This window comes from Oricola nitratireducens, from assembly GCF_014904745.1.
Taxonomy (GTDB): Bacteria; Pseudomonadota; Alphaproteobacteria; order Rhizobiales; family Rhizobiaceae; genus Oricola; species Oricola nitratireducens.
Genome location: NZ_JACZCS010000003.1, coordinates 1 through 26250, shown reverse-complemented (window position 1 = coordinate 26250; position 26250 = coordinate 1). Strand labels below are relative to the sequence as shown.

General features: G+C 64.5%; 23 protein-coding genes. 4 read left to right on the top strand and 19 right to left on the bottom strand.

Annotated elements, in window-relative coordinates; genetic code table 11:
- Positions 1-423: 423 nt before the first annotated feature.
- Positions 424-2376: an acetate--CoA ligase gene (gene acs / locus IG169_RS02775; RefSeq protein WP_193174642.1), complete on the bottom strand. Its 1953-nt coding sequence runs from the start codon at positions 2374-2376 to the stop codon at positions 424-426.
- 332 nt (positions 2377-2708) lie between these two features.
- Between acs and IG169_RS02770 the strand changes: the two genes are divergently transcribed.
- Positions 2709-3248: a YcbK family protein gene (locus IG169_RS02770; protein ID WP_193174641.1), complete on the top strand. Its 540-nt coding sequence runs from the start codon at positions 2709-2711 to the stop codon at positions 3246-3248.
- Between the two features lie 67 nt (positions 3249-3315).
- On the opposite strand, the gene IG169_RS02765 is transcribed toward IG169_RS02770, so the two are convergent.
- Positions 3316-4302: an NAD-dependent epimerase/dehydratase family protein gene (locus tag IG169_RS02765; protein WP_193174640.1), complete on the bottom strand. Its 987-nt coding sequence runs from the start codon at positions 4300-4302 to the stop codon at positions 3316-3318.
- Between the two features lie 94 nt (positions 4303-4396).
- On the opposite strand from IG169_RS02765, the gene IG169_RS02760 reads away from it, so the two are divergent.
- Positions 4397-5302, top strand: coding sequence for a LysR family transcriptional regulator (locus IG169_RS02760; RefSeq protein ID WP_193174639.1), 906 nt, complete (start codon positions 4397-4399; stop codon positions 5300-5302).
- Here IG169_RS02760 and IG169_RS02755 read toward each other — a convergent pair.
- Both IG169_RS02755 and IG169_RS02750 read right to left on the bottom strand, forming a co-directional pair.
- Entirely contained in the window at positions 5292-6515 is a 1224-nt protein-coding gene (locus IG169_RS02755) for an MFS transporter (RefSeq protein ID WP_193174638.1), read from the bottom strand. The two genes, IG169_RS02760 and IG169_RS02755, sit on opposite strands and share 11 nt — an antisense overlap.
- Complete coding sequence (locus IG169_RS02750; protein WP_193174637.1) at positions 6512-7279, bottom strand: DeoR/GlpR family DNA-binding transcription regulator; 768 nt, start codon at positions 7277-7279, stop codon at positions 6512-6514. The genes IG169_RS02755 and IG169_RS02750 overlap by 4 nt, the downstream gene beginning before the upstream one ends.
- Positions 7280-7416: 137 nt before the next feature.
- On the opposite strand from IG169_RS02750, the gene IG169_RS02745 reads away from it, so the two are divergent.
- Positions 7417-7545 (top strand): DUF3309 family protein, encoded by a 129-nt coding sequence (locus tag IG169_RS02745; protein WP_210325829.1) that lies wholly within the window; start codon positions 7417-7419, stop codon positions 7543-7545.
- Positions 7546-7558: 13 nt separating this feature from the next.
- Here the strand turns inward: IG169_RS02745 and pyc are convergent, their stop codons facing one another.
- The 10 genes from pyc to IG169_RS02695 form a co-directional block, all read right to left on the bottom strand.
- On the bottom strand, positions 7559-11020 hold the full coding sequence (gene pyc, locus IG169_RS02740; protein WP_193174636.1) for a pyruvate carboxylase: 3462 nt from the start codon (positions 11018-11020) through the stop codon (positions 7559-7561).
- 77 nt (positions 11021-11097) lie between these two features.
- Complete coding sequence (locus IG169_RS02735) at positions 11098-11445, bottom strand: RidA family protein (protein WP_193174635.1); 348 nt, start codon at positions 11443-11445, stop codon at positions 11098-11100.
- Between the two features lie 26 nt (positions 11446-11471).
- Entirely contained in the window at positions 11472-12494 is a 1023-nt protein-coding gene (locus tag IG169_RS02730) for a histone deacetylase family protein (RefSeq protein WP_193174634.1), read from the bottom strand.
- Positions 12491-12982, bottom strand: a complete 492-nt coding sequence (locus tag IG169_RS02725) for a GNAT family N-acetyltransferase (protein ID WP_193174633.1) — start codon at positions 12980-12982, stop codon at positions 12491-12493. Before IG169_RS02725 ends, IG169_RS02730 begins: the two co-directional genes overlap by 4 nt.
- 2 nt (positions 12983-12984) lie before the next feature.
- Positions 12985-13911, bottom strand: a complete 927-nt coding sequence (kce, locus tag IG169_RS02720) for a 3,5-dioxohexanoate:acetyl-CoA acetone transferase (protein WP_193174632.1) — start codon at positions 13909-13911, stop codon at positions 12985-12987.
- A 13-nt stretch (positions 13912-13924) separates the two neighbouring features.
- On the bottom strand, positions 13925-15280 hold the full coding sequence (locus IG169_RS02715; protein WP_193174631.1) for an aminotransferase family protein: 1356 nt from the start codon (positions 15278-15280) through the stop codon (positions 13925-13927).
- 20 nt (positions 15281-15300) lie between these two features.
- Positions 15301-16377: a polyamine ABC transporter ATP-binding protein gene (locus IG169_RS02710; protein WP_193174630.1), complete on the bottom strand. Its 1077-nt coding sequence runs from the start codon at positions 16375-16377 to the stop codon at positions 15301-15303.
- 73 nt (positions 16378-16450) lie between these two features.
- Complete coding sequence (locus IG169_RS02705; RefSeq protein ID WP_193174629.1) at positions 16451-17590, bottom strand: extracellular solute-binding protein; 1140 nt, start codon at positions 17588-17590, stop codon at positions 16451-16453.
- A gap of 39 nt (positions 17591-17629) precedes the next feature.
- Positions 17630-18415: an ABC transporter permease gene (locus tag IG169_RS02700; protein WP_193174628.1), complete on the bottom strand. Its 786-nt coding sequence runs from the start codon at positions 18413-18415 to the stop codon at positions 17630-17632.
- A complete protein-coding gene (locus tag IG169_RS02695) occupies positions 18415-19281 on the bottom strand; it encodes an ABC transporter permease (RefSeq protein ID WP_193174627.1) in 867 nt (288 codons plus the stop codon). Before IG169_RS02695 ends, IG169_RS02700 begins: the two co-directional genes overlap by 1 nt.
- Positions 19282-19377: 96 nt before the next feature.
- Between IG169_RS02695 and IG169_RS02690 the strand changes: the two genes are divergently transcribed.
- The gene (locus IG169_RS02690; RefSeq protein ID WP_193174626.1) at positions 19378-20349 is read left to right on the top strand and encodes a LysR family transcriptional regulator; all 972 of its coding nucleotides are present in this window, start codon (positions 19378-19380) and stop codon (positions 20347-20349) included.
- A gap of 19 nt (positions 20350-20368) precedes the next feature.
- Here the strand turns inward: IG169_RS02690 and IG169_RS02685 are convergent, their stop codons facing one another.
- From IG169_RS02685 to IG169_RS02665, 5 genes are all read right to left on the bottom strand, one after another.
- Positions 20369-21973 carry an acyl-CoA dehydrogenase family protein gene (locus IG169_RS02685; protein ID WP_193174625.1) on the bottom strand — a complete coding sequence of 535 codons (1605 nt, stop codon included), beginning with the start codon at positions 21971-21973 and terminating at the stop codon, positions 20369-20371.
- Positions 21974-21983: 10 nt separating this feature from the next.
- Positions 21984-23792, bottom strand: a complete 1809-nt coding sequence (locus IG169_RS02680; RefSeq protein ID WP_246717085.1) for a feruloyl-CoA synthase — start codon at positions 23790-23792, stop codon at positions 21984-21986.
- 2 nt (positions 23793-23794) lie between these two features.
- Complete coding sequence (locus IG169_RS02675) at positions 23795-24283, bottom strand: MarR family winged helix-turn-helix transcriptional regulator (RefSeq protein WP_193174623.1); 489 nt, start codon at positions 24281-24283, stop codon at positions 23795-23797.
- A gap of 109 nt (positions 24284-24392) precedes the next feature.
- The gene (locus IG169_RS02670) at positions 24393-25709 is read right to left on the bottom strand and encodes a TRAP transporter large permease (RefSeq protein ID WP_193174622.1); all 1317 of its coding nucleotides are present in this window, start codon (positions 25707-25709) and stop codon (positions 24393-24395) included.
- Positions 25706-26250, bottom strand: a 545-nt coding sequence (locus IG169_RS02665) for a TRAP transporter small permease (RefSeq protein ID WP_193174621.1), incomplete at its 5' end; no start/stop codon positions are given. The genes IG169_RS02665 and IG169_RS02670, both read right to left, overlap by 4 nt.

Genomic DNA, 26250 nt, shown 5'->3' with positions numbered 1-26250 from the left:
GACGCGACCAACGAGACCGCTCTGGACGACGCGTTCAAGCAGATCGCCGACGACATCAAGGGCCTCAGGCCCATCAACTGACGCCTAGATCCTGCGCACGGACACCAAAATGAAAAGGCCGCCCTTTCGGGCGGCCTTCGCAATTCCGGGTACCGGCGGTCGTCAGACCGGGACGCTCAGGCGTCCATCCGGTTGCACGGAACCTTACCTGCCGTCAGAGGCTGCTCCGACGGAGTGAGACCCGCATAGACCGTACCGGAACCTTAGAACCACTCGACATCGGATCACCTCCTTTCGATTGTTGAAGACAAGATCAATGTGGGGTGATTTGCCCCGCCTGCCAAGTCCCTTTTCGAAAAACCTGTCCGAACGAAAAACGGGGGCCGAAGCCCCCGTCGCCGATCCATGCCGTCGCGGGCCGTCTCAGCCCTTCTTGTTTTGCCGGTTCTCGATCAGGTCGTCGACCACCGACGGATCCGCCAGCGTCGAGGTGTCGCCCAGCGCGCCGAAATCGTCCTCGGCGATCTTGCGCAGGATACGGCGCATGATCTTGCCCGAACGCGTCTTCGGCAGGCCGGGCGCGAACTGGATCTTGTCGGGCGAGGCGATCGGCCCGATTTCGGTACGCACGTGGTTCACAAGCTCCTTGCGCACGACGTCCGACCCTTCCGCGCCCGCCATCAGCGTGACGTAGCAGTAGATGCCCTGGCCCTTGAGGTCGTGCGGATAGCCGACGACCGCAGCCTCGGACACCGCGTCGTGGCTGACCAGCGCCGATTCCACTTCCGCCGTGCCCATGCGGTGGCCGGACACGTTGATGACATCGTCGACGCGGCCGGTGATCCAGTAATAGCCATCCGCGTCGCGGCGGCAGCCGTCACCGGTGAAATACTTGCCCTTGTAGGTCGAGAAATAGGTCTGGATGAAGCGATCGTGGTCGCCATAGACCGTACGCATCTGTCCCGGCCAGGAATCGGTGATGCACAGATTGCCGTCGGCGGTGCCTTCGAGCACGTCGCCATCCGCATCGACGAGCTGCGGCTGCACCCCGAAGAACGGCCGCGTCGCCGAACCCGGCTTGAGATTGGTCGCGCCCGGCAGCGGCGTGATCAGGATGCCGCCGGTTTCCGTCTGCCACCAGGTGTCTACGATCGGGCATTTCTTCTCGCCGACGACGTTGTAGTACCATTCCCAGGCTTCCGGATTGATCGGCTCTCCGACCGATCCGAGCGTCCGCAGCGACTTGCGCGACGACGCTTTCACGTAATCGTCGCCGGCGCCCATCAGGGCGCGGATCGCGGTCGGCGCGGTGTAGAAAATGTTGACCTGGTGCTTGTCGACAACGTCCCAGAACCGGGCCGGCGTCGGATAGTTCGGCACGCCCTCGAACATCAGCGTCGTCGCGCCGTTGGCGAGTGGTCCGTAGACGATGTAGGAGTGCCCCGTGACCCAGCCGACATCGGCGGTGCACCAGTAGATGTCCCCGTCGTGGTAATCGAAAACGTATTCGTGCGTCATCGACGCATAGACAAGATAACCGCCGGTCGTGTGCAGCACGCCCTTCGGTTTGCCGGTCGAACCGGAGGTATAGAGGATGAACAGCGGATCCTCGGCCTTCATCTTGGCCGGCGGGCAGTTCGGTTTCGCCATGGCGAGCGCCTCGTGATACCAGATGTCACGATCCGCGAACCAGTCGATATGGCCGGCGGTGCGCCGCACGACCAGCACCTTTTCGACGCGCACTTCCTGGCGCTCGGCGATCTCGATGGCGAGGTCTGTGTTGCGCTTCAGCGGGATCTTCTTGCCGCCGCGCAGGCCCTCGTCCGCCGTGATGACGAAAGTGGATTCGCAGTCGACGATGCGCCCGGCCAGCGCGTCCGGCGAGAAGCCGCCGAAGACGATCGAATGGATGGCGCCGATACGCGCGCAGGCGAGCATCGCATAAGCCGCTTCCGGGATCATCGGCATGTAGATCGTGACGCGGTCGCCCTTCTTGACGCCGTTCGACTTCATCACGTTGGCGAGACGGCAAACCTGGTCGTACAGCTCGTTATAGGTGATCTTCTTGTCGTCGTAGGGATTGTCGCCTTCCCAGATGATCGCGACCTGGTTGCCGCGCTTCTTCAGGTGGCGGTCGATGCAGTTGTAGGAAACGTTGGTGACGCCGTCCTCGAACCACTTGATCGAAACCTTGCCCTTGAAGGAGGTGTTCTTGACCTTGGTATAGGGCTTGAACCAGTCGATCCGCTTGCCGTGCTTGGCCCAGAATTTCTCCGGCGACGTGACGCTCTGCTTGTACCACTTCAGGTATTTCTCGTCATCGATCAGCGCCCGCTTCTTGGCGTCGGGCAATACACGGTAAACTGGACTGGACATTCAGGACCTCCCGGGATGCTTGCGATCAGACTGTGTCGCGGACGAGCACGGATCAGCCTCTTCCATGCTCCGATGTCCGTATTGTGTGCGGTTTATAGCGATGTGAGTCCAGACGTAAATTAGACCAACGGCGTTGTTCCTTCGGCGCAATTCGCTTCTTCCGCTGACGTCACGCGAGGCCAATTCCGTTACGCAATGACTCAAAGCGTGACTTGTGCACTGCAACATCACGCACTACGGGCGCACAAAACAAGGCCGGCCCCCTGGGGAGGAGACCGGCTTGATCATGATGCCGCCCGCCGGGGACGGGCTCATGACAGGACGCAAACAATATGCACTCGTTCACCTTCGCCGCGCGCCGCGCGCGGCTGCCGCTGGTCGTCGCGGCCCTGTCCGCGGCATATCTTTCCACCCCCGCCGCGAGAGCGCAGGGGCCGCTGAAATCGGACAATCCCTGGTACAGCGTCGCCGTCTCCGACACCGACGAGGAACACGCCCACCATATCCTGAAGCCTTCGCCCTTCGACTCGATGACCGGGCTGCAGCTCGCCGCCGTGCCGAAGGCCAACCGCATCCATTACAATGCGCCGTCGAAATGCGTGCCCAAACGGTTGAAGTCCGTGCTCGAACGCGTCGCGTCGAAATACGGCCCGATAACCGTGAACTCGACCCTGCGAAGCCCCTCGCGCAACCGCAGGGCCGGCGGCAAGAAGCGGTCCTGGCATCTGAAATGCGCTGCGGTCGATTTCCGCGTCCATGGCGGCACGAAAGGGCTTCTGGCCTATTTGCAGAAGCAACAGGAAGTCGGCGGCTTCAAGCGCTACAAGAGCGGCTTTTACCACATCGATACCGGCCCGCGGCGCACTTGGTAACAAGCACGCACGGCGACGGGGGGACGGCAAAAGCCCGGCCGAACGCCGGGCTTTTTCGTTTCGAAAATTACGCTGCCGCCATCGTTTGTGCCGAAGCCTTCTCCGCCGGCCGCGACCCATCGAGCTTCAGATCGGCAATGGCCTCGCCGAGCGCCGCGTCGAGGGGGGTGTGCGGCTCGGGGCCGATCAGCGCTTCCAGCTTGCCATTGGCGAGCGAATGCGGAACGCGCCAGATATAGGACATTTTCACGATCTCGCGCAGGATCGGATTGAACAGGCCGACAGCGCGGAGCATGCTCCACGACACGCCGCCGCGTTTCAGCTTCCGGCCGACGGCCTTCTCCGCCGCCGTATGCATCTCCTCGCCGGTAATCGCGTGGCCGCGGAAATGCAGCGTCGCAAAAGGCGCCGTTTCGGCCCGTTTTTCCGCGACCCGCACGAAGGTCTCGGCGAGATCGGGGAGATAGGCGAAGGCATGAACGGTGTTCCATGACGGTCCCGGCCAGGTGAACTTGTCCTTCTTCAGATCCTTCAGGATCATCACGTCAAGCCAGCTTTCCGGCCGCTTGCCGCCGAAGAAGTCGCCGGCACGGATGACGATCGTGCGGATGCCCTTCTCGCGCGCCGCGCGCTCATAGAGGGCTTCCATCGCGATACGCAGCCGCGCCTTCTCCGTGTCACCGCTGACCGGAGCGTCCTCGGCCGTGTCAACGCCGATCGAGTAGCCGTAATTGTAGACATTGCCGGGGATCATCACGGTCGCCCCTGCCGCCTGCGCCGCCGCCAGTACGTTTTCGGCCAGCGGCATGACCGTATTGGTCCAGTCGTCATAGGCCGGGTTGAGCGTGTGCACGATAACGTCGGCGTCCGCGCAGGCCGCAATGAGCGCGCCGCGATCGAAGGCGTCGGCCATCACCGGTTCGACGCCCGGCGCCAGCGTCGAGACCTTGGCGCCACGCGCTATACCCTTCACCCGCCAACCGGCCTTGAGGAATGCCCTTGCCACCGCATCGCCATTGCGACCGGCCGCACCGAGAATTGCTGCTGTCTGCATGATCTGTCTCCTGTGTTCGTGTTCGGAGACAAATCTAATAAATCCGTTTTTGAATGAATATACAAGAGATAGAATCTTTGCTATTCATAATTGAATGGATAACCGTCGCTTCGACTGGAACCTGATCAAGAGCTTTCTCGCCGTCCTTGATGCCGGAACGCTTTCGGGCGCCGCCGCGGCCACCGGGACGTCGCAACCCACGCTCGGCCGCCATATCGACGAACTGGAGGCGCTGACAGGCCTGGTCCTGTTCGGGCGCGGCCGATCCGGAATGACGGCGACCCCGAACGCGCTGGCGCTCGCCGAGGAGGCGCGCGCCATGCAGGCGGGCGCGAATGGTTTCGCGATGGCCGCCGCCGGCCGCGAAACCGCGGTCGAGGGTACGATCCGCATCACGGCGTCCGAAGTCGTCTCGACCTTTCTCCTGCCGGAGATCCTCGTCGCGCTTGCTGACGAGGAACCCGCACTCGAGATCGAGCTGGTCGCCAGCGATTCGGTGCAGAACCTGCTCGCCCGCGACGCCGACATCGCCGTGCGCATGGTGCGTCCGGTCCAGAACGACCTGATCACACGCAAGGTCAACGATGCCGCCATGGGCGCCTTCGCGCATCGTGATTATCTCGAAAAACACGGTACGCCCCGCGAGCCGCACGACCTGTTTTCGCACCGCGTCATCGGTCAGGACCGCGACGACCTGATCCTGCGCGGCATGGCACGGCTCGGCTTCAGGGCCGACCGGTCCGCTTTCACGTTCCGCACGGATCACCCGATCGCGTCGTGGAACCTTGTCCTGGCCGGCGCCGGAATCGGTTTCATGCAGGTGGCGATCGCAAACCGCTACCCCGGTCTCGTGCGCATCCTGCCGGAACTGGACATTGAGCCCCTGCCCTACTGGCTATGCTCGCACCGCGAACTTCGCCACAGCGCCAGAGTACGCCGTGTCTATGATTTCCTGGCCGAGAGACTGGCCGCCCTGCCGCTCGGCGGCGTCACGTCCTGAGCGTCCTGAGCGAAAGCGACAGCGCCGCCGTCGCCAGAAGCACGACCGAGAAGGCGGCGAAGATGACCGCCAGGCCGAAATGTTCGGCGACAACGCCGAGCATGGCGGGCGCGGTCAGCGCGCCGGAATAGCCGAAGGCCGTCGCGATGCCGATGCCGATCGCCGATTCTATGCCGGGGAACCGGCCAGCCGCCGAAAACACGATCGGCACCATGTTGGCGAGTCCGAGGCCGCAGACGAGGAAGCCGGCGATCACCATCGCCAGTTCCGACGACAGCCCGGCAATCGCAAAGCCGGCGCTTGCGACCAGCGCCGAGACGAAGAAGGTCCGCCCGTCGCCGAACCGGTCGCGCAGCCCGTCGCCGAGGAAACGCATCAGTGCCATGGTGCCGGAGAAAGCCGCAAAGGCGTAGCCCGCAATTGCAACCGGCGCCTGGTGGTCCTTGGCGAGATAGAGCGCGCTCCAGTCGAGGATCGAGCCTTCCGGCACGAAGGACAGGAAGGCGCAAACGCCGAGAATGTAGATGCCCGCTCCGGTCGGCAGCAACGCGAAGATCCGTTTCGGCGACAATCTTCTGTTTTCGGATTCTCCCTTCGTGTCGCGCGCCTTGGCGTCGCCGAGATAGAAGAACTGCGCCACGATCACGATGCCGCCGGTGATGACGAGAACGGCGACCGAGTGGCCCATGTCGCCGAACCGCGCCAGCAGCCAACCGCCGAGCGGCGCGCCAGTCAGCCCACCGAGGCTCCAGAAACCGTGACACGACGACATGATGGCGTGGCCGCGCGCCTTTTCCACCGTGACCGCATTGGCGTTCATCGCCCCGTCCATCGCGCCCATGAACACGCCGAGCCAAAGCATGGCGAACGCGGTGACGGCCACATTGGGAGCCAGCGAGATTAGCAGCAGGCCGGGCACCAGCAGGAACGAGGTCCAGCGCACGATAGTGTCCGAGCCGTAGCGGGTCGTCAGCACCGCGCCGGCCAAAAGCGCGATCAGCGCACCGAGGCCGAACATGATGACAAGCGCGCCGAGCACCGATTCGGTGATGTCCAGCCGCCCGGCAAGAACCGGAATCTTCGGCGCCCAGTGGCCAACGACGAACCCGTTGGCATAGAATGCCGCCGACACCGCCCAGCGCGCCGAACGCCGATAATGCGGGCCGGAAATCTTGCCATTGTTCAGTGGCACTGTCGCGTCCGCAACGCTCATCCTTCGCTCCTTCGGATATCCGCGCCGGCTTCGCGACACGCCTCGACCGCCTCGTCCGGCGCGTCGTGCTCGACCAGGATCGCCGTGCAGTTGGCAAGACCGGTGACGCGGAACGGCGCGGCCGTCATCAGTTTCGTTGTCGTCACGGGGACGATTGTCATGGCGCTCGCCTCCGCGATGATGCGTTTGAAGGCCGCGTCGTCCGCGTGGATCGCGGTGACGCCCGCCCGCGGATCGACGCCGCAGGCTCCGAGAAAACAGATATCGGGCAGCAGGTTGCGCGCCGCGTTCATCGCCTCCGCGCCGATCGCCGCGCCGACCTCGCGGTCGATCAGCCCGCCGATCGCCACCACGTCGCAATCCCCGCGCAATGTCAGCGCGGCGGCGATCTGCGGCGCATTGGTGATGCAGGTCAGGCCGAAATCCTTCGGCAGGGCCTCGGCAATGGCGAGATTGGTCGAGGCGGCGTCGAGAAAGACGCTCGCGCCCCGGCCGATCCATTCGATTGCCGCGCGCGCCAATGCCGCCTTCGCCTCGACCGACCGGCCGGCCCTTTCCGCGAGCGTGCCCGAGAACGCGGCGGTCCGCAGTGCGCCGCCATAGACGCGCTGGCACAGGCCGCGCGCCGACAGGTCGCGCAGGTCGCGGCGGATCGTGTCCTCCGACACATCCAGTTCGCGCGCCAGGTCGGCGGCGATTACCTTTCCGGTCGCTTCCAGCCGGCCGGCGATCAGGTCCAGGCGCTCGCCCGGTAACATCGACATGCAATGACTCCGCTGAAATGTGCAACAACGTGCATAAACGTGCACAACCATGAAGTCAATCGCGGCAGCGGATCCGTATATCCGCCGCCGCCGGATCGTACAGCATAAAAAGCCGACATGGCCCTCGGTATAATTATCTGATCATCCTGATCCTGCTTCGGATCGGCGCCATTCCGGCGCGCGGCCGTTTCGGCAACGCGCCGCTCGGCATCGCCGGCACGATCCTGCTGATCGTCATCATCCTGATGCTGCTCGGCCGGATCTGACGCCAGCCGGCTTCTACCCGTAAACGACCAGCAGGTCCTTCGCGTCGATCTGGTCGCCGGCCTTGACGGCGACTTCGGCGATGGTGCCGTCGCGCTCGGCATGGATGGCGGTTTCCATCTTCATCGCCTCGATGGAGACGAGCACGTCGCCGGCCTTGACCTCCTGGCCGGCGATCACGCCGATGGTGGAGATCACGCCCGGCATCGGCGCCCCGACATGGGCCTCGTTGCCGGGTTCCGCCTTGCGCCGTGTCACCGCGCCGGTCGCGCCATGCGCCCGGTCCGGCACCTTGATGCGGCGCGGCTGGCCGTTGAGCTCGAAGAACACGGTCACCATGCCCTTCTCGTCGGTCTCGCTGACGGCAAGGCAGCGGATGACCAGCGTCTTGCCCTTTTCGAGCGCGGCGAAGACCTCCTCTTCCTGCTCCAGCCCGTAGAAGTAGACCTTCGTCGGCAGCGAGGAGACCGGGCCGTATAGCGCCTGGGCATGGGCGAAGTCGGTGAAGACCTTCGGATACATCAGGTACGAAGCGAACTCGAACTCGTCGATCTCGCGTTCGATCTTCTCCTCGATCTCCTTGCGCATGGCGGTGAGATCGGCCGGCGGCAGCAGCGAACCGGGAACGTCGGTATAGGGCTTCTCGCCCTTCAGAACCTTCTTCTGGATGCCCTCCGGCCAGCCGCCGGGCGGCTGTCCGAGATCGCCGCGCATCATCGAGACGACCGAATCCGGGAAGGCGATGTCCTTGTCCGGATTTTCGACCTCGGCCACCGTCATGTCCTGGCTGACCATCATCAGCGCCATGTCGCCGACCACCTTCGACGACGGCGTCACCTTGACGATGTCGCCGAACATCCGGTTCGCGTCGTGATAGGCGCGCGCCACCTCGTGCCAGCGGGTTTCGAGGCCAAGAGACCGCGCCTGTTCCTTCAGGTTGGTGAACTGGCCGCCCGGCATCTCGTGCAGATAGACCTCCGAGGCCGGCCCCTTCAGGTCGCTCTCGAAGGCCGCGTACTGGGTGCGCACCGCCTCCCAGTAGAAGGAGATCTTGCGGATCCAGTCGGCATCGAGCCCGGAATCGCGTTCCGTGCCGCGCAGCGCCTCGACGATCGATCCGAGGCAGGGCTGCGAGGTGTTGCCGGAGAGCGAATCCATCGCCGCATCGACCGCGTCGACGCCGCTCTCGACCGCCGCCAGAACCGTCGCTGCCGCAATCCCCGACGTGTCATGAGTGTGGAAGTGGATCGGCAGGTCGGTCGCCTCGCGCAGCGCCTTGAACAGTACCCGCGCCGCCGCCGGCTTGAGCAGGCCGGCCATGTCCTTGACCGCGAGCATGTGCGCCCCGGCCTTTTCCAGTTCGCCGGCCAGCCCGACATAGTATTTCAGGTCGTATTTCGGCCGCGCCGAGTTGAGGATGTCGCCGGTATAGCAGATCGCCGCCTCGCAGATCTTGTTCTCCTCGGCGACCGCGTCCATCGAGACGCGCATGTTGTCGACCCAGTTGAGGCAATCGAAGACGCGGAACAGGTCGATGCCGCCGGCCGCCGCCTGACGCACGAAGTGCTTGACGACATTGTCGGGGTAATTGGTGTAACCGACGCCGTTGGCGCCGCGCAGCAGCATCTGCAACAGGATGTTCGGCGCCTGCTCGCGGATCTTGGCCAGCCGCTCCCACGGATCCTCGGTCAGGAACCGCATGGCGACGTCGAAGGTCGCGCCGCCCCAGCATTCCAGCGACAGGAGCTGCGGCAGGGCGCGGGCATAGGTGCCGGCGATCGCCACGATGTCGGCCGAGCGCATCCGCGTCGCCAGCAGGCTCTGATGCGCGTCGCGCATCGTCGTGTCGGTCAGGTAGATCTGCTTTTCCGCGCGCAGCCATTTCGCGAAGCCTTCCGGGCCGAGTTCGTCGAGCCGGGGCTTCGTCCCGCCCTCGGGGATCGGGATGCCCACCCACGGCACGCTCGGCGGCGCCGCGTCGGCCGGCGGCTTCGGCCGCCCCTTGGTCTCGGGATGGCCGTTGACGGTGACGTCGGCGAGATAGGTCAGGAGCTTCGTCGCGCGGTCGGCGCGCCTGACCTGCGTGAACAGTTCCGGCGTCGTGTCGATGAACTTGGTCGTGTAGCTGTTGTCGAGGAATTTCGGGTGCGTGATGATCGCTTCCAGGAAGGTCAGGTTCGTCGCCACCCCGCGGATGCGGAACTCGCGCAGCGCCCGGTCCATGCGCCGGATCGCCTCTTCCGGCGTCGGCGCCCAGGCCGTCACCTTTTCCAGCAGCGGATCGTAGAACCGGGTAATCACCGCGCCCGAATAGGCCGTGCCGCCGTCGAGCCGGATGCCAAAGCCGGTCGCACCGCGATAGGCGGTGATGCGTCCGTAATCCGGGATGAAGTTCTGCTCCGGGTCCTCGGTGGTGATCCGGCACTGCAGCGCATGGCCGTTGAGCCGGATGTCCTCCTGGCGCGGCACGCCCGATTCCGGCGTCCCGATGGCAAAGCCGTCGAGGATGTGGATCTGCGCCTTGACGATGTCGATCCCTGTGACCTCCTCGGTCACGGTGTGCTCGACCTGGATGCGCGGATTGACCTCGATGAAGTAGAACTTGCCGGTATCGGCATCCATCAGGAACTCGACCGTGCCCGCGCCGATATAGTCGGTCGCCGCCGCGATCTTCAGCGCGTGGCCCGACAGTTCGGCGCGCTGCTCGTCGTTAAGATACGGCGCCGGCGCGCGCTCCACGACCTTCTGGTTGCGCCGCTGGATCGAGCAGTCGCGCTCGAACAGGTGGACGGCGTTGCCATGCGTGTCGCCGAGGATCTGCACCTCGACATGGCGCGCGTTCTCGACCAGCTTTTCGAGATAGACCTCGTCCTTGCCGAAGGCGGCACGGGCCTCGCGCTTGGCTTCCAGAACCTCGCGCTCGATCTCCTCTTCGGAGCGGATGACGCGCATGCCGCGCCCGCCGCCGCCCCAGGACGCCTTCAGCATCACCGGATAGCCGACCTCGAGCGCCATCGTCTTGACGGTCGCCATGTCGTCGGGCAGCGGCTCCGTCGCCGGCACCACCGGGACGCCAGCCGACACGGCGAGATTGCGCGCGGCGACTTTGTTGCCGAGCGCCCGCATCGTTTCCGGCTTCGGCCCGATGAAAGTCACGCCGGCGGCCGCGCAGGCCTCGACGAATTCCGGGCTTTCCGACAACAGTCCGTAACCCGGGTGGATGGCGTCGGCGCCCGACTGCCGGGCGACCCGCAGCACCTCCTCGATCGACAGATAGCTCTCGATCGGCCCGAGATCGCGCTCCAGATGCGGGCCCTTGCCGACCTGGTAGCTCTCGTCGGCCTTGAACCGGTGCAGCGAGTACTTGTCTTCCTCCGCCCAGATGGCGACGGTCTTGATCCCGAGCTCGTTGGCCGCGCGGAACACGCGAATGGCGATTTCGGAACGGTTGGCGACGAGAATTTTCTTGATGGCCAAGGCTCTAACCCGGTCTGGCGTGGAAGTCAGACGGATTCTTTATCGCCAATTATTGTGCAGTGCAAACGCCGATACCGCTATGTCGCGGCAACGATGATGATCTCCACCTTGTAGTCGGGCGTCGCCAGCTTCGATTCGCCGGCCGCGCGCGTCGGTGCATGGCCGGGTGCGACCCAGGCATCCCAGACCGCGTTCATCTCGGCGAAATCGGCCATGTCGGCGAGCCAGATGGTGGCCTGCAGGATGCGCGTCTTGTCGCTGCCCGCCTGTTCCAGCAGGGCTTCGATGCGCCCCAGAATGGTTTTTGTCTGCTCGGCCACGCTTTGGCCGGGATCGCCGACCTGTCCGGCCAGATAGATCGTGCCGTTGTGGATAACGGCCTGGCTCATGCGTTTGCCGGTGTCGATGCGGGTGATGTCACTCATGGAAGGCTCGCTTTCTGGTGGGCCGGTCAGGCTTCATTGAAGCCGGTCAGGACATGGATCAGGTTGTCTCCGAGCGCGTCGGAGAGATATCCGCCCTCCTGCACGAAAAGCGTCGGCAGGCCAAGCCCGGAAATCGCCGCACCGATCCGCGAAAAGCCAGGCGTCGTGACCGCAAGCCCCTTGAACGGATCATCGATATGGGCATCGAGACCGAGCGCAACGATGACGGCGTCGGCGCCGAAGGCGCGGATGCGATCGAGCGCGACGTCGAGCGTTGCCAGATAGGCGTCGTCTCCCGTTCCGCGATCGAGCGGCAGGTTGAGATTGTAGCCGAGGCCCACACCCTCGCCGCGCTCCTGCGCATGGCCCCAGAAGAACGGGTAAAACCGCGCCGGATCGGCATGGATCGAAATCGTCAGCACGTCGGAGCGCGAATAGAAAATCCCTTGCGTGCCGTTACCGTGATGCACGTCGACATCGAGGATCGCCGGGCGCTTGCCGGCGACGCGCAGCCTTTCGGCGGCGATGCCGGCATTGTTGAAGAAGCAGAACCCGCCGGCGAGATCGGCATAGGCGTGATGCCCCGGCGGACGGCTCAGCGCATAGATCGCGCGTTCGCCCCAGGCGATGTGGTCCGCGCCGGTCACCGCCGACTGCGCCGACCAGTAGGCCGCCTCGAAGGTGCCTTCGGCGATCGGACAGGCAGTATCGGCCTGGTGGTAGCCGGCCTGGCCAACGGCGGATTTCGGATATCCGTCGGTACGATTGGCCGGATGGATGTTCGGGATCACCTCTTCGCCCGCCCCCTCGATACGCCGCCAGCGCGTATAGATGTTCTGCAGGAAGGCGATGTATTCCGCGGTGTGCAGCGCCGCGATCGGCCCGAGTCCCGCATCCGTCGGCGCCTCGAAAATACAGCCCGCCGACTGCGCCGCGGCCTTCAGGACCTCGATGCGCTTCGGTTGCTCCGGATTGGGCAGCACCGCGCCATTGGCCATGAAGTGCCTGGGATCGTGTTTCCACTGGCGTTCGTCGAAGATCGCTTTCATCGCGTGCCTCTATCATCTTTCAGGGCGGCAAGCCCCGTTTCATCGAGTGTCAGGATCGTTTCGCCCTCGGTCGCCGCGAAGCCGAGCCGGTCATAGAACGCCTGCGCACCCGCATTGTCATCATACACGGCGAGCTTCAGATAGCTCGCGGCCCAGACTTCGCCGGCATCTTCGGCTACGGCTTTCAGGAGCCGTCGTCCGAGCCCTTGCCCGCGCGCCGCCGGCGACACCCAGAGATCGGAGACATAAACGCCGGCCGATGCCCGGACGGTCGAAAAGACCGGCGAATAGAGCGTGGCGCCGACCACCGCGCCGTCCTGCTCGGCAACAAGCGCGCGGAACACCGGATGATCGCCGAAGCCCGCGCGCGCGAGCATATCGGCCGTCGCGCCGTGACTGTCGCCGATATCGTCGGAAAGGTGCCGCAGCGCCTTGTTCAGCCGTCCGGCGTCCGCCGCTCTGGCTTTCCTGATCACGACATCGTTCATCGTCAGATCGCCGTCCGGTCGGCGCCCTTGAGGCCCAGCATGTCCCGCGCGTCGTCGGGCGTCGCGACCTCGCGGCCCAGCTCCTCGACGATCCGGCGGATCTTGGCGACCTGCTCGGCATTCGATTGCGCCAGTTTTCCGCGTGCGATCATCAGGCTGTCCTCCAGCCCGACGCGCACGTGCCCGCCCATCGCGGCGGCCATGGTCGTCAGCGGTATCTGGTGACGCCCGGCGGCGAGCACCGAAAACGCGTAGTCCGATCCGAACAGCTTGTCGGCGATCAGCTTCATGTGGCCGAGGTTCTCCGGATCGGGCCCGATCCCACCGAGGACGCCGAAGACGAACTGGATGAAAAAGGGCGGCTTGACCAACCCGCGATCGGCGAAGTGGCGCAGCATGTAGATGTGGCTGACATCGTAGCACTCGAACTCGAACCGCGCGCCGCGTTCGGCGCCGAGCTCCGTCAGTATGCGGGCGATGTCGCGCGGCGTGTTCTTGAAGACGAGGTCGTCCGATTCTTCGAGGAACGGCTTTTCCCAGTCATGTTTCCAGTCGCTGATCCGCTCCGCCGCCGGATAGAGCGCGAAATTCATCGTGCCCATGTTGAGCGAGCACATTTCCGGCTCGGTGCGTTTCGGCGCTTCCAGCCGCTCGTCGAGCGTCATCACCGCGCTGCCGCCGGTGGAGATGTTGAGCACGGCATCGCTTGCCTGCTTGATGCGCGGCAGGAACGCCATGAAATGCTCCGGTGACGCCGACGGGCGGCCGTTTTCGGGGTCGCGCGCATGCAGATGCAGGATCGACGCGCCCGCCTCCGCCGCGCCGACTGCCTGCTCGGTGATTTCGCTGGCGGTCACCGGAAGATGCGGCGACATCGAGGGCGTGTGGATCGAGCCCGTGACGGCGCAGGTGATGATGATCTTCGACATGATAAGGTCCCGCTCAGGCGCTCTGCGGCAGCGCGGCGTGAACCTCGCCCATGAATTGCTTCAGCGACAGGTCGAGCATCTCGATGATCTCCTCGACCTGGTTTTCGTTCACGATCATCGGCGGGCAGACGAGGATATGATCGCCCTCGTAACCGCCACGCGTCCGCCGCGAATAGACGATCAGGCCGTTCTCGTAGGCGATGCTGACGAAGCGGTCATGGGCAGCGAGCGACGCCGGCAGCGGCGCCATGGTGTGCCGGTCGGAAACGAACTCGAAGGCAGTCAGGAGGCCCTTGCCGCGCACGTCGCCGATCACCGGATAGCGCTGCATCAAGTCTTCCAACCGCGACTTGAGAAGAGTTCCCATCCGCTCCGCATTGGCGACCAGTCCCTGGCGCTCGATCTCGTCGAGCACCGCAAGCCCCGCCGCGCAGGCGAGCGGATTGCCCGCATAGGTGAAACCGTGCTGGAAGCCACCGGCGTCGAGCACCGGCTCGACGACCCGGTCATGCGCGGCCATCGCGCCGAGCGGCACGTAGCCCGCCGCGAAACCCTTCGACATCACGATGATGTCGGGCGCGAGATTCCAGTGTTCGCCGGCGAGGAACTTTCCTGTCCGCCCGGCGCCGGTCATCACCTCGTCGAGAATCAGCAGCACGCCGTATTGCCGGCAGATCTCCTGCACCCGCTCCATGTAGCCCTTCGGCGGCACCAGCGCGCCCGTCGAGGCGCCGCCGACCGGCTCGACCATGAAGGCGAGCACCGTGTCCGGCCCCTCCTCGATGATCTTTTCCTCCAGCATGTTGGCGTAGTGCAGGCCCGTCGCCTCGTCGTCGGGATCGAGCCCGTCGAGATAGGCGCGCGGCGCGGGAATTTTCGGCATCGCCGGCATCATCGGCTCGAACGGCTCGGTCAGCGGATCGTATGACGTGATCGCCAGCGCGCCGAGCGTGCAGCCGTGATAGGACGGCGCGCGCGAGATCACCTTCCAGCGTCCGGATTGACCGGTGGCGACCGCATATTGGCGCGCCAGCTTCATCGCGCTTTCCACCGCCTCCGACCCGCCGGAGACGAAGAACACCTTGTCAAGGCCTTCCGGCGTCAGCGAAGCGGTCTTGGCCGCCAGTTTCTCGGACGCCTCGGTCTCGAAATGCAGCCGGTAGCCGAAGGTGGATTTCTCCATCTGCAGCCGCATCGCGGCGAGCACGTTCTCGTTGGAATGGCCGATATTGCAGACCATCGCGCCGGACGATCCGTCGAGATAGCGCTTGCCGTCAACGTCCCACATATAGATGCCGCGCGCCTGGTCGAGCACCGGCTTGCGGCGGCGGCTCTGGTAGAAGAGGTGGCTTTTCTGCTGCTGTGCCATGAAAATTGTCCGGAGGAACGCTAGGCGCTCAGCGCCGCGCAATCGCGCGGACGCAGGCGAATGGAAACGGGCGCACCTTCGGCGAAGGGATGCTCGTCGATCATGTTGATGGCCTGGAGCTGGTGCTCGCCCGCGCGCACGAAGTAGCGCACGGCCTGGCCCTGGTAGTCGACGGTCTCGACCGTCGCGTCGACGGTGACGGTGCCGTCGGCCGGCGCATCGCGCTCTGTAAGCAACAGTTTCTCGGCGCGCAAAACCAGCTTGGCCGGTCCGTCCGACGTGACCTGTGGCGCCTTTTTGGCGGGCACCGCGATCCGTCCGAAGATTTCCGCGTCGAAGGCAAGACTGTCACCGTCGCGGCCGACACATGTTGCCGGCAGGATGTTCGAGGCGCCGAGGAAATTGGCGACGAATTCGCTGGCCGGCGTGTTGTAGACCTCTTCCGGCGGGCCGACCTGCTCGACCCTGCCGGCCGACATCACGACGATCTGGTCGGACAAGGCGAGCGCCTCGGACTGGTCATGGGTGACGAAGATCGTCGTCACGCCGATCCGCTCCTGAATGCGCTTCAATTCCACCCGCATATCCTCGCGCAGATTGGCGTCGAGCGCCGACAAGGGTTCGTCCAGCAGCAACACGTCCGGTTCGATGACGATTGCGCGGGCCAGCGCAATACGCTGTTGCTGGCCGCCCGACAACTGTTTCGGATAACGCTCGCCGACACCCGGCAATTGCACCAGTTCGAGCGCATCCTGCACCCGCTTCTTCGCCTCTTCCTTCGGCACGCCGCGGTATTTCAGCCCGAAGGCGACGTTTTCGACGATCGTCTTGTGCGGAAACAGCGCGTAATTCTGGAAGACAAGGCCGAGATTGCGCTTGTGGATCGGCACGTCGTTGACGCGGCGGCCCTTGATCAGGATCTCGCCCTCGGTCGGATCGAGCAGGCCCGCGACCATGCGCAGCGTCGTCGTCTTGCCGCAGCCGGACGGGCCAAGCAGCGTCACGAAGGCCCCATCGGGGATTTCCAGCGATGTCTTGTGGACAGCCGTAAACGCCTCGAAGCGTTTCACGATGTCGGTCAGGGTAACGGAACTCACGGGCTGCGCCTCCGATCTGGCTTGAAAGTCCCCGCCGCGGAATCGCGGCGGGAACGGTTTTTAAAGGGCGAGGTCAGTAGCCCTTCTGGACGCGGCCGAACATCTTCGACCATTCCGCCTCGTGGCCGTTCCAGTAATCCGGATTGGCAAAGGTCAGGCCGGCGAGCGTGCCGGTCGGATCGAAGGCCGGCAGCGTCGGGATCTTCTTGCCGAGATCCACCTTGGTCGGATCGAGCGCCGGCGGATAGTTCTGGCCTTCCGCGACGGCGATGGAGGTCTCCGGCGCCAGCATGAAGTTCAGAAGCTCCTCGCAGGCTTCCATCGGCGAGCCCTTGATGACGAACAGGCATTCCTGCCAGCCGAAGCCGTTCGGCGGGTCCATGTAGCCGATGTCGTGGCCCTGTTCCTGCAGCGCGTAGATGCGGCCCGACCAGCCCTCTGTAACGTAGATTTCCTCTTCCGCCAGCAGGCTCATCAACTCGGCGCCCGACGTCCAGTATTTCAGCGCCAGGTCGCGGTGCTTGCGCACGGCATCCCACATCGCGTCCACATCGGTGGCGTTGTTTGGATCCTGATCGGTCTGCAGCGCGGCATACCACATGCGCGTGCGCCAGTCGGCCCAGCCGCCGATCTTGCCCTTGTAGGCGTCGTCGATGAGGATCTTCGCGCCCTTCTCCTTCATCTCCTCGTCGGAGATATGCTTGCGGTTATAGGCGAGCCCGGTGGTGCCGTAATCGTAGGGAACGCAGGACAGTTTGCCGTTGGTCACGCCGCGGAACACGTCAACCAGTTTCGGTATGACAAATTTCAGGTTCGGAATGTTGTCCTCGTTCAGTTCGGAGGCGAGGCCCAGATTGTTGTAGCGCGCATAGTCGAACACGCCCGACAGGTGGGCGATGTTGTATTCGCCCGGCTGGCTCGCCTTGACGCGCGACAGATATTCGTCGCCGCCGCCGAACGTGCCGTCGACCACCTTGATGCCGGTCTTGGCGGTATAGGGATCGAAGGCGTATTTCCGGAAAGCCTCGGAAACCACGCCGCCCCAGCCGTCGAAACGAACCTGTTCGGTCGCCGCCATCGCTTCGCGCGCGAACGGCGTCTGCACGCCATAGGCGAGGCCGGCCGCCCCGATCAGGCCGAGGAATTTCCGCCGGTCGAGATCGCCGTTTCTGTAGCGTTCCAGCAGTCTTTCGTATCGTCTGGTATTGTCCATCGTACTCTCCTTCGTGGGTCGATTTGGTGCCGGGAGCGGTTATCCGCCGCGGTTTCGGGCGAGTTGTCGGGCAATCGCAGCTCCCAGAAGCGGCAGCCCGACGGTAAGGACGATCATCACCGTGCCGAGCGCGTTGATCTCCGGCGAGATCGAGTTGCGCAGCATCGCGAAGATCTGGGTAGGCACGGTCTCGACGCCGCCCGGCTTCCAGAACAGCGTGCCGGTGATATCGTCGAAACTGATGGTGAAGGCGAACAGCGCGCCGGCGAGAACGGCCGGCAGCATCAGCGGCAGCGTGATCTCGAAAAAGGTCTGCCGCGGGCTTGCGCCGAGGCTCATCGCCGCCTCCTCGATGTCGCGCTTGATGGAGACAAGACGCGCCTGCACCACGAGGACGACGAAAGGCAGCGTGAAGATCACGTGGCCGAACAGCAGCAGCGTGAAGCTCTTGTTGATCGACATGAAGTTGAGGAACAGCAGCAGCGCCACGGCGAGCACCACCTCGGGAACCAGGATCGGCGCGATCAAAAACGTCGAGATCAGGTTGGAGCCGGGCACCCGGTAGCGCACCAGCGCGAGGCTCGCCAGCACGCCTAGCGTCGTCGAGATCCCCGCCGTCAGCGTTCCGAGAAGGATGGATGTGCGGAATGCGCGCAGGATCGCCTCGTTCTGTGCCAGCTCGACGAACCAGCGCACCGACAATCCGGTCATCGGGAAGGCGCCGAACTGGCTGGCGTTGAAGCTCAGCAGCACCACGACCGCGACCGGCAGGAACATGAAGAGATAAACGAGAAGCGCCCACAGGCGAATGAGGGACCAGCCCATCAACCGAGCCCTTTCATCAATTGCGCCATGCCGAGATAGCGGTTGTAGATCAGCACCAGCGTACCGAGCACGGCGAGAAGCATCAGCGACAGCGCCGAGCCGAGCGGCCAGTTGAGCTGGGTGATCACCGCCTCGAAGACGAGATTGGCGAACATCGCGTCCCGTGGCCCGCCGAGGACAAGCGGCGTGATGTAAGTCCCCGCACCGAGCACGAAGCACAAGAGCCCGCCCGCCGCGAGACCGGGAAGCGACAAGGGCAGCGTTACCTCTAGGAAGCTTTGCCACCGCGTCGCACCGAGAGAATGGGCGGCATCCTCCAGCGTCACGTCGATGCCCTCGAGGCTGACGAAGACATTGAGGATCATGAAGGGCAGCAGGAAGTGGACGAGGCCGAGAATGACCGTCGTCTCGTTGTAGAGCATCTGGAGCGGTTGATGAATGATGCCGAGCGATAGCAGGATCGAGTTCAGCGCCCCGGAGACGCCGAGAATATTGATCCAGCTCATCGTGCGGATGATGTAGCTGATCCAGAAGGGCAGCATCAGCAACAGCAGCAGGATCGCCTTGTTGCCGCGCGAACGGGCGATGAAATAGGCGGCAGGATAGCCCATCAGTGCGCAGACGATGGTGGTGATCGCCGCGATCTTCAGCGTGTTGAGCAGGATGTCGCGATAGAAGCGGTCGGTCAGCGCTTCCTGCCAATTATCGAAGAAGAAACCGACCTGGTCGGCGCCCGTCGCCGTGCGCAGCCAGAACGAATAGACCAGAATGAAGAGCAGCGGCACGAAGAGCAGCAGCGTCACCGCCGTCAAGGCGGGCGATAAGAGAATCCATGGCTGGCGGGCTTCACGCCTTTCGACCGACATTCGATAACCCCTCACGGATGCGGTAAGCCTTGACTTTGGCGGTCGACCAGTCATTCATCAAATAGATAATCGGAATTATCATTATAGGTTTGATCTATGGCTGGCTTGACGACCCCGTCCCGGCATTCGGACCGGCTGGTGCGCGAACTGGACTGGAACCTGCTGCGAACCTTCGTCGTGCTGGCGGAATCGCGCTCCATTACCGAGGCCGCCGGCAAGCTTCGTCTTGCCCAGCCATCCGTTTCCACCGCGCTGAAACGGCTGGAAGAGCGCATCGACAAGAAGCTGATCGATCGGTCTCCCGGCCATTTCCGCCTGACGCAGGCCGGCGAATTGCTCTACCGTGAGGCGGTCGACATCCAGGGATCGATCTTCCGGCTGACAACCGCGATGCGCGACGTCACCAACGAGGTCCAGGGCCACGTCAAGATCGCAGTGGCGAGCCATGTCGTCTGCCCTGTCTTCGACGAGGCGCTGGCGCATTTCCATGCCGAGCACCCCAAGGCGACCCTGTCCGTCGACGTCGACACCAGCCGCGAAGCCATCGCCGCCGTCAATGCACGCAGCGCGAGCTTTGCCATTTGCCTTGTCAAGGAACGCAATCCGAAGCTCGAATATCGCCGCCTCTACCGCGAATTCTTCGGCCTGTTCTGTGGCCCGCCGCACCCGCTTTTTGGCAAGAAGGGCCTGACCAGCGCCGATCTCGCCGGCCACGCTTCGGTGAGTTTCGAGACCGACCGCCTGCACGACGTGCTGCGTCCGGTGACGCTGATGCGCGCCGAGGCCGATCTCGGCGACCGAATCGTCGGCACGTCGAGCCATCTGGAGGAAGTCCGGCGGATGATTATTGCCGGCCTCGGTATCGGGCCGCTCCCCGTCCATGTGACACGGCGCGACATCGATTCCGGACTGTTGTGGCACCTGCCACCCTACGACAAGATGCCGGAGATCGACGTGCACGTGGTCTGGAACCCGCGCGCAAAGCTGAACCGCGCCGAGGAAGCGCTGCTCGCCGAGTTGCTGACCCGCATCGAGGAGACGCCGATCGAGGAGCGGACCTACCGCTAATCGAATATCCGAAGTGGCGTCAGGTGGCAGCCTCGGCCATCAGCCGGCCATGCGCCGCCCGGACCTCGTGCGGGATGCGCCTTGCGACGAATGCCGCGACGCGCGCATAGCGCTCCGGCTCCGGCGCGGCCTCGTGCGCCGCCCCGATCCGTGCCCAGACGGCAAGGAACAAGACCAGGCCCGTCAACTGCATGAAATCATGCGCAAGCGGGCTGGCGTCTTGCGCCGCGCGCACGGTCTCGCGCGCCTCGATCCACAGCCCCCGCGCCTCGGCCACCGCCTCCGACCCGGTCTCCGCCGCGATCCCGCCGATCAGCCCGGCGAAAGATGAAGCGCCTTCGCCGACCCGCAGCCCGCGCGTTGCGAGCGCCCCGGCATGAATGCCGTTGGCGCCCTCGTAGATCGCGGTAATCCGCGCGTCGCGATAGGTCTGGTCCACACGGTATTCGCGCAAGTACCCGTAGCCGCCGAGAACCTGCGCGCCGGTTTCGGCCGCGCGCATTCCCGCTTCGGTGCAGAACACCTTGGCGACCGGGGTCAGGAATTCGACCAGATCCGGATCCTCGTTCGCCTCCAGGATGACGAGGGCGAGATGGGCGATCGCCCGCGCGCCGAGCGCCAGCGAATCCGTCTCGTCAAGCATGCGGCGGACATCGGCGTGCCGGTCGAGCGTCACCGGCGCGCCGTCCGGCCCGCGACCCTGCATGCGCTCGCCGGCATAGGTCCGGGCGATATCGAAGGCGCGCGCCGCATGCGCCGCGCCCTGCAGCGACACGTCGAGACGGGCGTGGTTCATCAGCGTGAACATCGCCTTCAGACCCTCGCCGGGCCTGCCGATCAGCTCTGCTTGCGCACCATCAAACACCATCTGGCAGGTCGGCGAGGCATGCAGACCCATCTTCTGCTCGATGCGCACGACGCCGACCGCGTTTCGCGTGCCGTCGGCCTTGTGCGACGGGCAGAGAAACAGCGACAAGCCCCGGATACCGTCGTCGCTTGTGCGCGCCAGCACCAGATGCAGGATGCAGGCGCTCATGTCCTGATCGCCGCCGGAAATGAAGATTTTCTCGCCGTCGATGCGCCAATTGCCACCGGTTTCATCGGCCTTGCAGCGAATGCGCGACAGGTCGGATCCGGCGCCGGGTTCCGTCAGGCACATTGTCGCCAGCCATTCGCCCGAGGCGAGCGGCGGGATCATCCGCGCTTTTTGCTCATCGGTGCCGAAAGCGAGGATCGTGCGGATCGCGCCGGGCGCGAGCCCGGTGACCATCTGCAGGCTGTGGCAGGCGCCGGAAAATATCTCGCTGGTGACAGCCAGAAGCGCCGCGCCCATCCCCTGCCCGCCGAATTCCTCCGGCGCGGTCAGACCCGGCCAGCCCTGTTCGACCCAGGCGTCGTAGACGGCGCGAAATCCGTCCGGCATGCGCACGCAGCCGTTTTCCAGCCGGCAGCCCTGGATGTCGCCCGGCTCGTCGAGCGGCGCGATCTCGCCCTCGGCAAAGGCGGCGAAATGGCCCGCCAGTTCGGCGGCGAGGTCTGGGTCCCAATCGGGAATGCGCCGCGCGCCGGCGACCACGTTCAGCGAAAACAGGATATCGGCGACCGGCGCCACGAACGGTTTCATTCTCGTCTCCTCACGCCCGGATCAGTGCCGGCTCGCTGTCGTCATAAAGTCGCTCGAGAAGCGCCGCGCGGCGCGTCAGCACCTTGCGCGTGTTCAAACTGCCTTTCGCCGTGATCTCGCCATCGCCGAGCGAGGCCGGTTCGGCGAGGACGAGGGCGCGCGCGACCCGCGTCGACGACCCGGTCGACTGCGCCGCACGGCTGCAAAGCCTGCGCGCGATCTCCGCGCCAAGCGCCGGATCGCGCAGGGCGCCGTCGATCTCCTCCGGGTCGTACCCGGCCGCGGCGAGCGCCTGCCGGTCGGGGAAGATCATGACACCGATCTCGTTCCGGTCATGGCCGGTGACCACCAGATCGGCGGCGAGCGGCGCGAGGCAGCCGAGAATGTCGAGCCGCAACCCGGCGGCGCGCACCCAGGTGCCGGTCAGAAGCTTGAAATCCTCGGAAATGCGCCCGTCGAAGCGCAAGCCCGCCTCCGGCCGCGCCGGATCGACGAAACGCATCGCGTCGCCGGTGATGAAGAAGCCTTCCTCGTCGAAGCTTTCGCGCGACTTTTCCACGTTACGGAAATAGCCCGCCATGATGTTCGGCCCCTTGACGCGAACCTCGCAGCGCATCTCGTCGTCGGGGATCAGCTTCGCGACGACACCGGTCAGCGGAACGCCGACAATGCCCGAACTTTCGGTGGGTTCATGCTGCAACAATGTCGCCGGCGCGGTCTCGGTCAGCCCCCAGCTCGACGTCATCAGCGGCACGGACCCCGTAACCTCCATTGCCATCTCCTCGAAGCCCTGCCAGACATCCTGCGGCAGCGACGCACCGGCATAGAAGACCAGGTCGAGATCGGAGAAGAACCGCTGCCGCAGGTCTGTATCGGCGCGCAGCGCCGAAAGCAGCATCGAAAAGCCGACCGGAACGTTGAAGGCGAGCGTGCCGGTGACCAGGCCGAGATTTTCCAGCGTCCGCTCGAACAGGCCCTTCACCGGCTTGCCGTCGTCGATATAGAGGCTGCCGCCATTGGCGAGCATCAGGTTGAAGTTGTGGCTGCCGCCGAAGACGTGGTTCCACGGCAGCCAGTCGACGATCACCGGCGGCCGTTCGCGCAGGAACGGCAACGCGTCGGCGATCTGCGTCTGGTTCACGCACATCATGCGGTGCGTCGTCGGCACGCCCTTCGGGCTGGAGGTCGAACCCGACGTCATCAGGATCTTGACGACCGTATCCGGCCCGACAGCCGCATGCGCCGTATCGACATCGGCGCCGCCGTCGCCGCGCAGCAGGTCGGCGAACGGCGTGACGCCGGAAGTTCCCGGCCGGCTCGCGACAATTTCGATGCCGGCCAGTTCGTCGAGCGCGATCGCCTCGCGATACTGCTCGGCATCGACCGCATAGACGAGCGCCGGGCGCACCAGTTCGATGACATGCCGCAGACGGTCATGCGCGCCCGGGATCAGCGCATATTGCTCGGCGACGGGCACCGTCGGAATGCCGGTATATTGGGCGGCGAGCGTCAGCAGACCGTGATCGACGCCGTTGCCGGAAATGATCAGGACAGGCGTTTCGCCGTCGAGCCCGCGGCCGAGAAGCGCGGCGGCGATGGCGCGCACCTTCTGCAGCGTCGCCGCATAGGTTTCCTTTCGCCAGCCGGCGCCGTCCCGTTCGGCGATGAACACGCGCTCCGGCGCTTCGCCGGCCCAGCGGTGCAGCCAGTCGCCGGTCGTCTCCGCGACCGGGCCGAGCGGATAGGCCGAGGTCAACAGGATCGATCCGTCGGCGCGGTCCTCGCGCACGACATTCTGCGGCAAATATCTTTCGCCCATTTTCATTCTCCTCCCCTGTTGCCCTGCTCGACCGTCTGCAGCGCCGCGATCAACGCCGCCGCGCCGTTTTCGCCGAGGCCGCCAAGCAGTTTTTCCTCATGCGCCCGGACCGCCTGCAGCGCGCGTTCGCAAAGCCGCCTTCCGGCAAGCGTGGCGCGTAGCGCATGGCTGCGCCGGTCGGTCGGCGACGGATTGCGTGTGATCAGGCCGGCCTGCTCGAGATCGTCGATGATGACGACGAGATTCGAGCGCTCGACGGCAAGCGCGCCGGCCAGCTGCGTCTGGCTGAGATCCGGATTGTCGATGACGAGTACCAGCGCTGTAAACGTCATCATGCGCAGTCCGAACGGCTCCAGCGTTCGCGCGAGATCGGCTTGCACCGCATTAAAGGCGCGCTTCATGTTGTAGCCGGCAAAGCCGCGCAACGTCCTGTCCGACACGGGACCTCCCTGGCCGGCCTCCGGCAGGCTCTTGCGTATTGCCTTCGCCATGACGGCATCTTCCCCCGGACAATTCCGTTCATATTGATATCATAGATAATTGTTATGTCGAATAACAATTATTGCGGCCGATTTCAGCGGTGCGAAACCTTTCGAAACCTCAGTTCGGAAGCAAAAACAAGGTGATGGCCGGGAACAGCACCAGCAGCACCACACGCACAATGTCGGAGCCGACGAAGAACATGACGCTCTTGTAGGTCTGCGATATCGGCGTTTCACGATCCATGGCGTTGATGATGAACAGGTTCATGCCCACCGGCGGCGTAATCAGCCCGACCTCGACGACGATCAGCACGAGGATGCCGAACCAGATCGCCAGATGCTCGGGGCTGAGGCCGAAATCGAGCACGCTGATGACCGGGAAGAAGATCGGGATCGTCAGGAGGATCATCGACAGCGAATCCATCAGGCAGCCGAAAACCAGATAGAACACCAGGATCAGCGTCAACACGGTCCACGGGCTGAAACCCTGGCTGACGACGAAGCTGGACAGTTCCTGCGGCACCTGGGAGAGCGCGAGGAACGAGTTGTAGAAGCTCGCGCCGAGCACGATGAAGAAGATCATCGCCGTGCTCATCGCCGTCGACAGGATGCTGTCTGCGAAGACCTTCCAGCTCAGATTGCCGGAAACGAGCGCGATCAGCCCGGTGCCCGCCGCGCCGACCGCGGCGCCTTCCGTCGGCGTGAACCAGCCGAGATAAATGCCGCCGACGACGAGCACGAAGACCAGCAGCACCGGCCAGACATCGAGCAGGGCCCGAACCCGCTCGGGATAGGGAACCCGCTCGCGCGTTCCCGCCGCTTCGGGGTAAAGGCGGACATAGAGCGAGATGGTGATGATGTATCCGATCGCGGCCAGCACGCCCGGGATGAAGGCGGCGAGGAACAGCTTGGCGATGTTCTGCTCGGTTAGGATCGCGTAGATGACGAGGATCACCGACGGCGGAATGAGGATGCCGAGCGTGCCGCCCGCGGCGAGCGTCGCAGTGGAAAACCCGCCCGAATAGCCGTAGCGGCGCAGTTCCGGCAGCGCGACGCGGCTCATCGTGGCCGCGGTCGCAAGCGACGATCCGCAGATTGCGCCGAAGCCTGCGCAGGCGCCGACGGCCGCCATGGCGACACCGCCGCGGCGATGGCCGAGCCAGCTTTCCGCCGCCCTGAACAGCGACGACGACATGCCGGACAACGTCGCGAACTGGCCCATCAGCAGGAACATCGGAATGATCGACAGCGAATAGGACCCGAAGGTCGAATAGGTCTCGCTTTTGAGCTTCGCCATGAACATCGCCGAGCCGCCCATCGAGAAATAGAGGCCGCCGATGCCGCAGATCATCATCGCGAGCCCGATCGGCGCGCGCAGGAAGATCATCACGAGGAGAATCGGAAACGACAGATATCCCAGTTCGAGCATGCTCAATGCGCCGGTCCTTCGGATTGGGGCATGTAATCAGCGCCGGTGACCAGCCCGGCGACGCGCGCGATGGCGCAGTAGACGGCCACGATGACGACTGTGACCGACGCCGCGAAGCTGGCCGCATAGGCCCACCAGATCGGGAATTGCAGCAGGAAGGTCGTTTCGCCATTGCTGAACTTGCTCGCCAGACCGGCAAAAAGCCGCCAGCTGATCAGGATCAGCAACGCGGCCAGCGCGACTTCCCAGAACGCGACGATGACGCGGTTGGCCGACTTCGGCAACAGCCCGGTGAAGATGTCGACCGTCGCATGCCCGCCATGCAGCTGGCAGATCGGGAAAAACGAGAAGATGGAGAACGCAATGCCGGCCTCGACGATCTCGAAATCGCCTTTAACAGGGCCGAGATTGGTCAGCATCCTGGCAATACCCGGCGCCAGGCTGTTGAGGAAGTCCGAATGGCCAAGCGTGTTGGCGCCGCGTCCGAGAACGCTGATGCAGGTCAGGATGACCAGCGCCATGAGAACGATACCGCCGATGAGCGCCA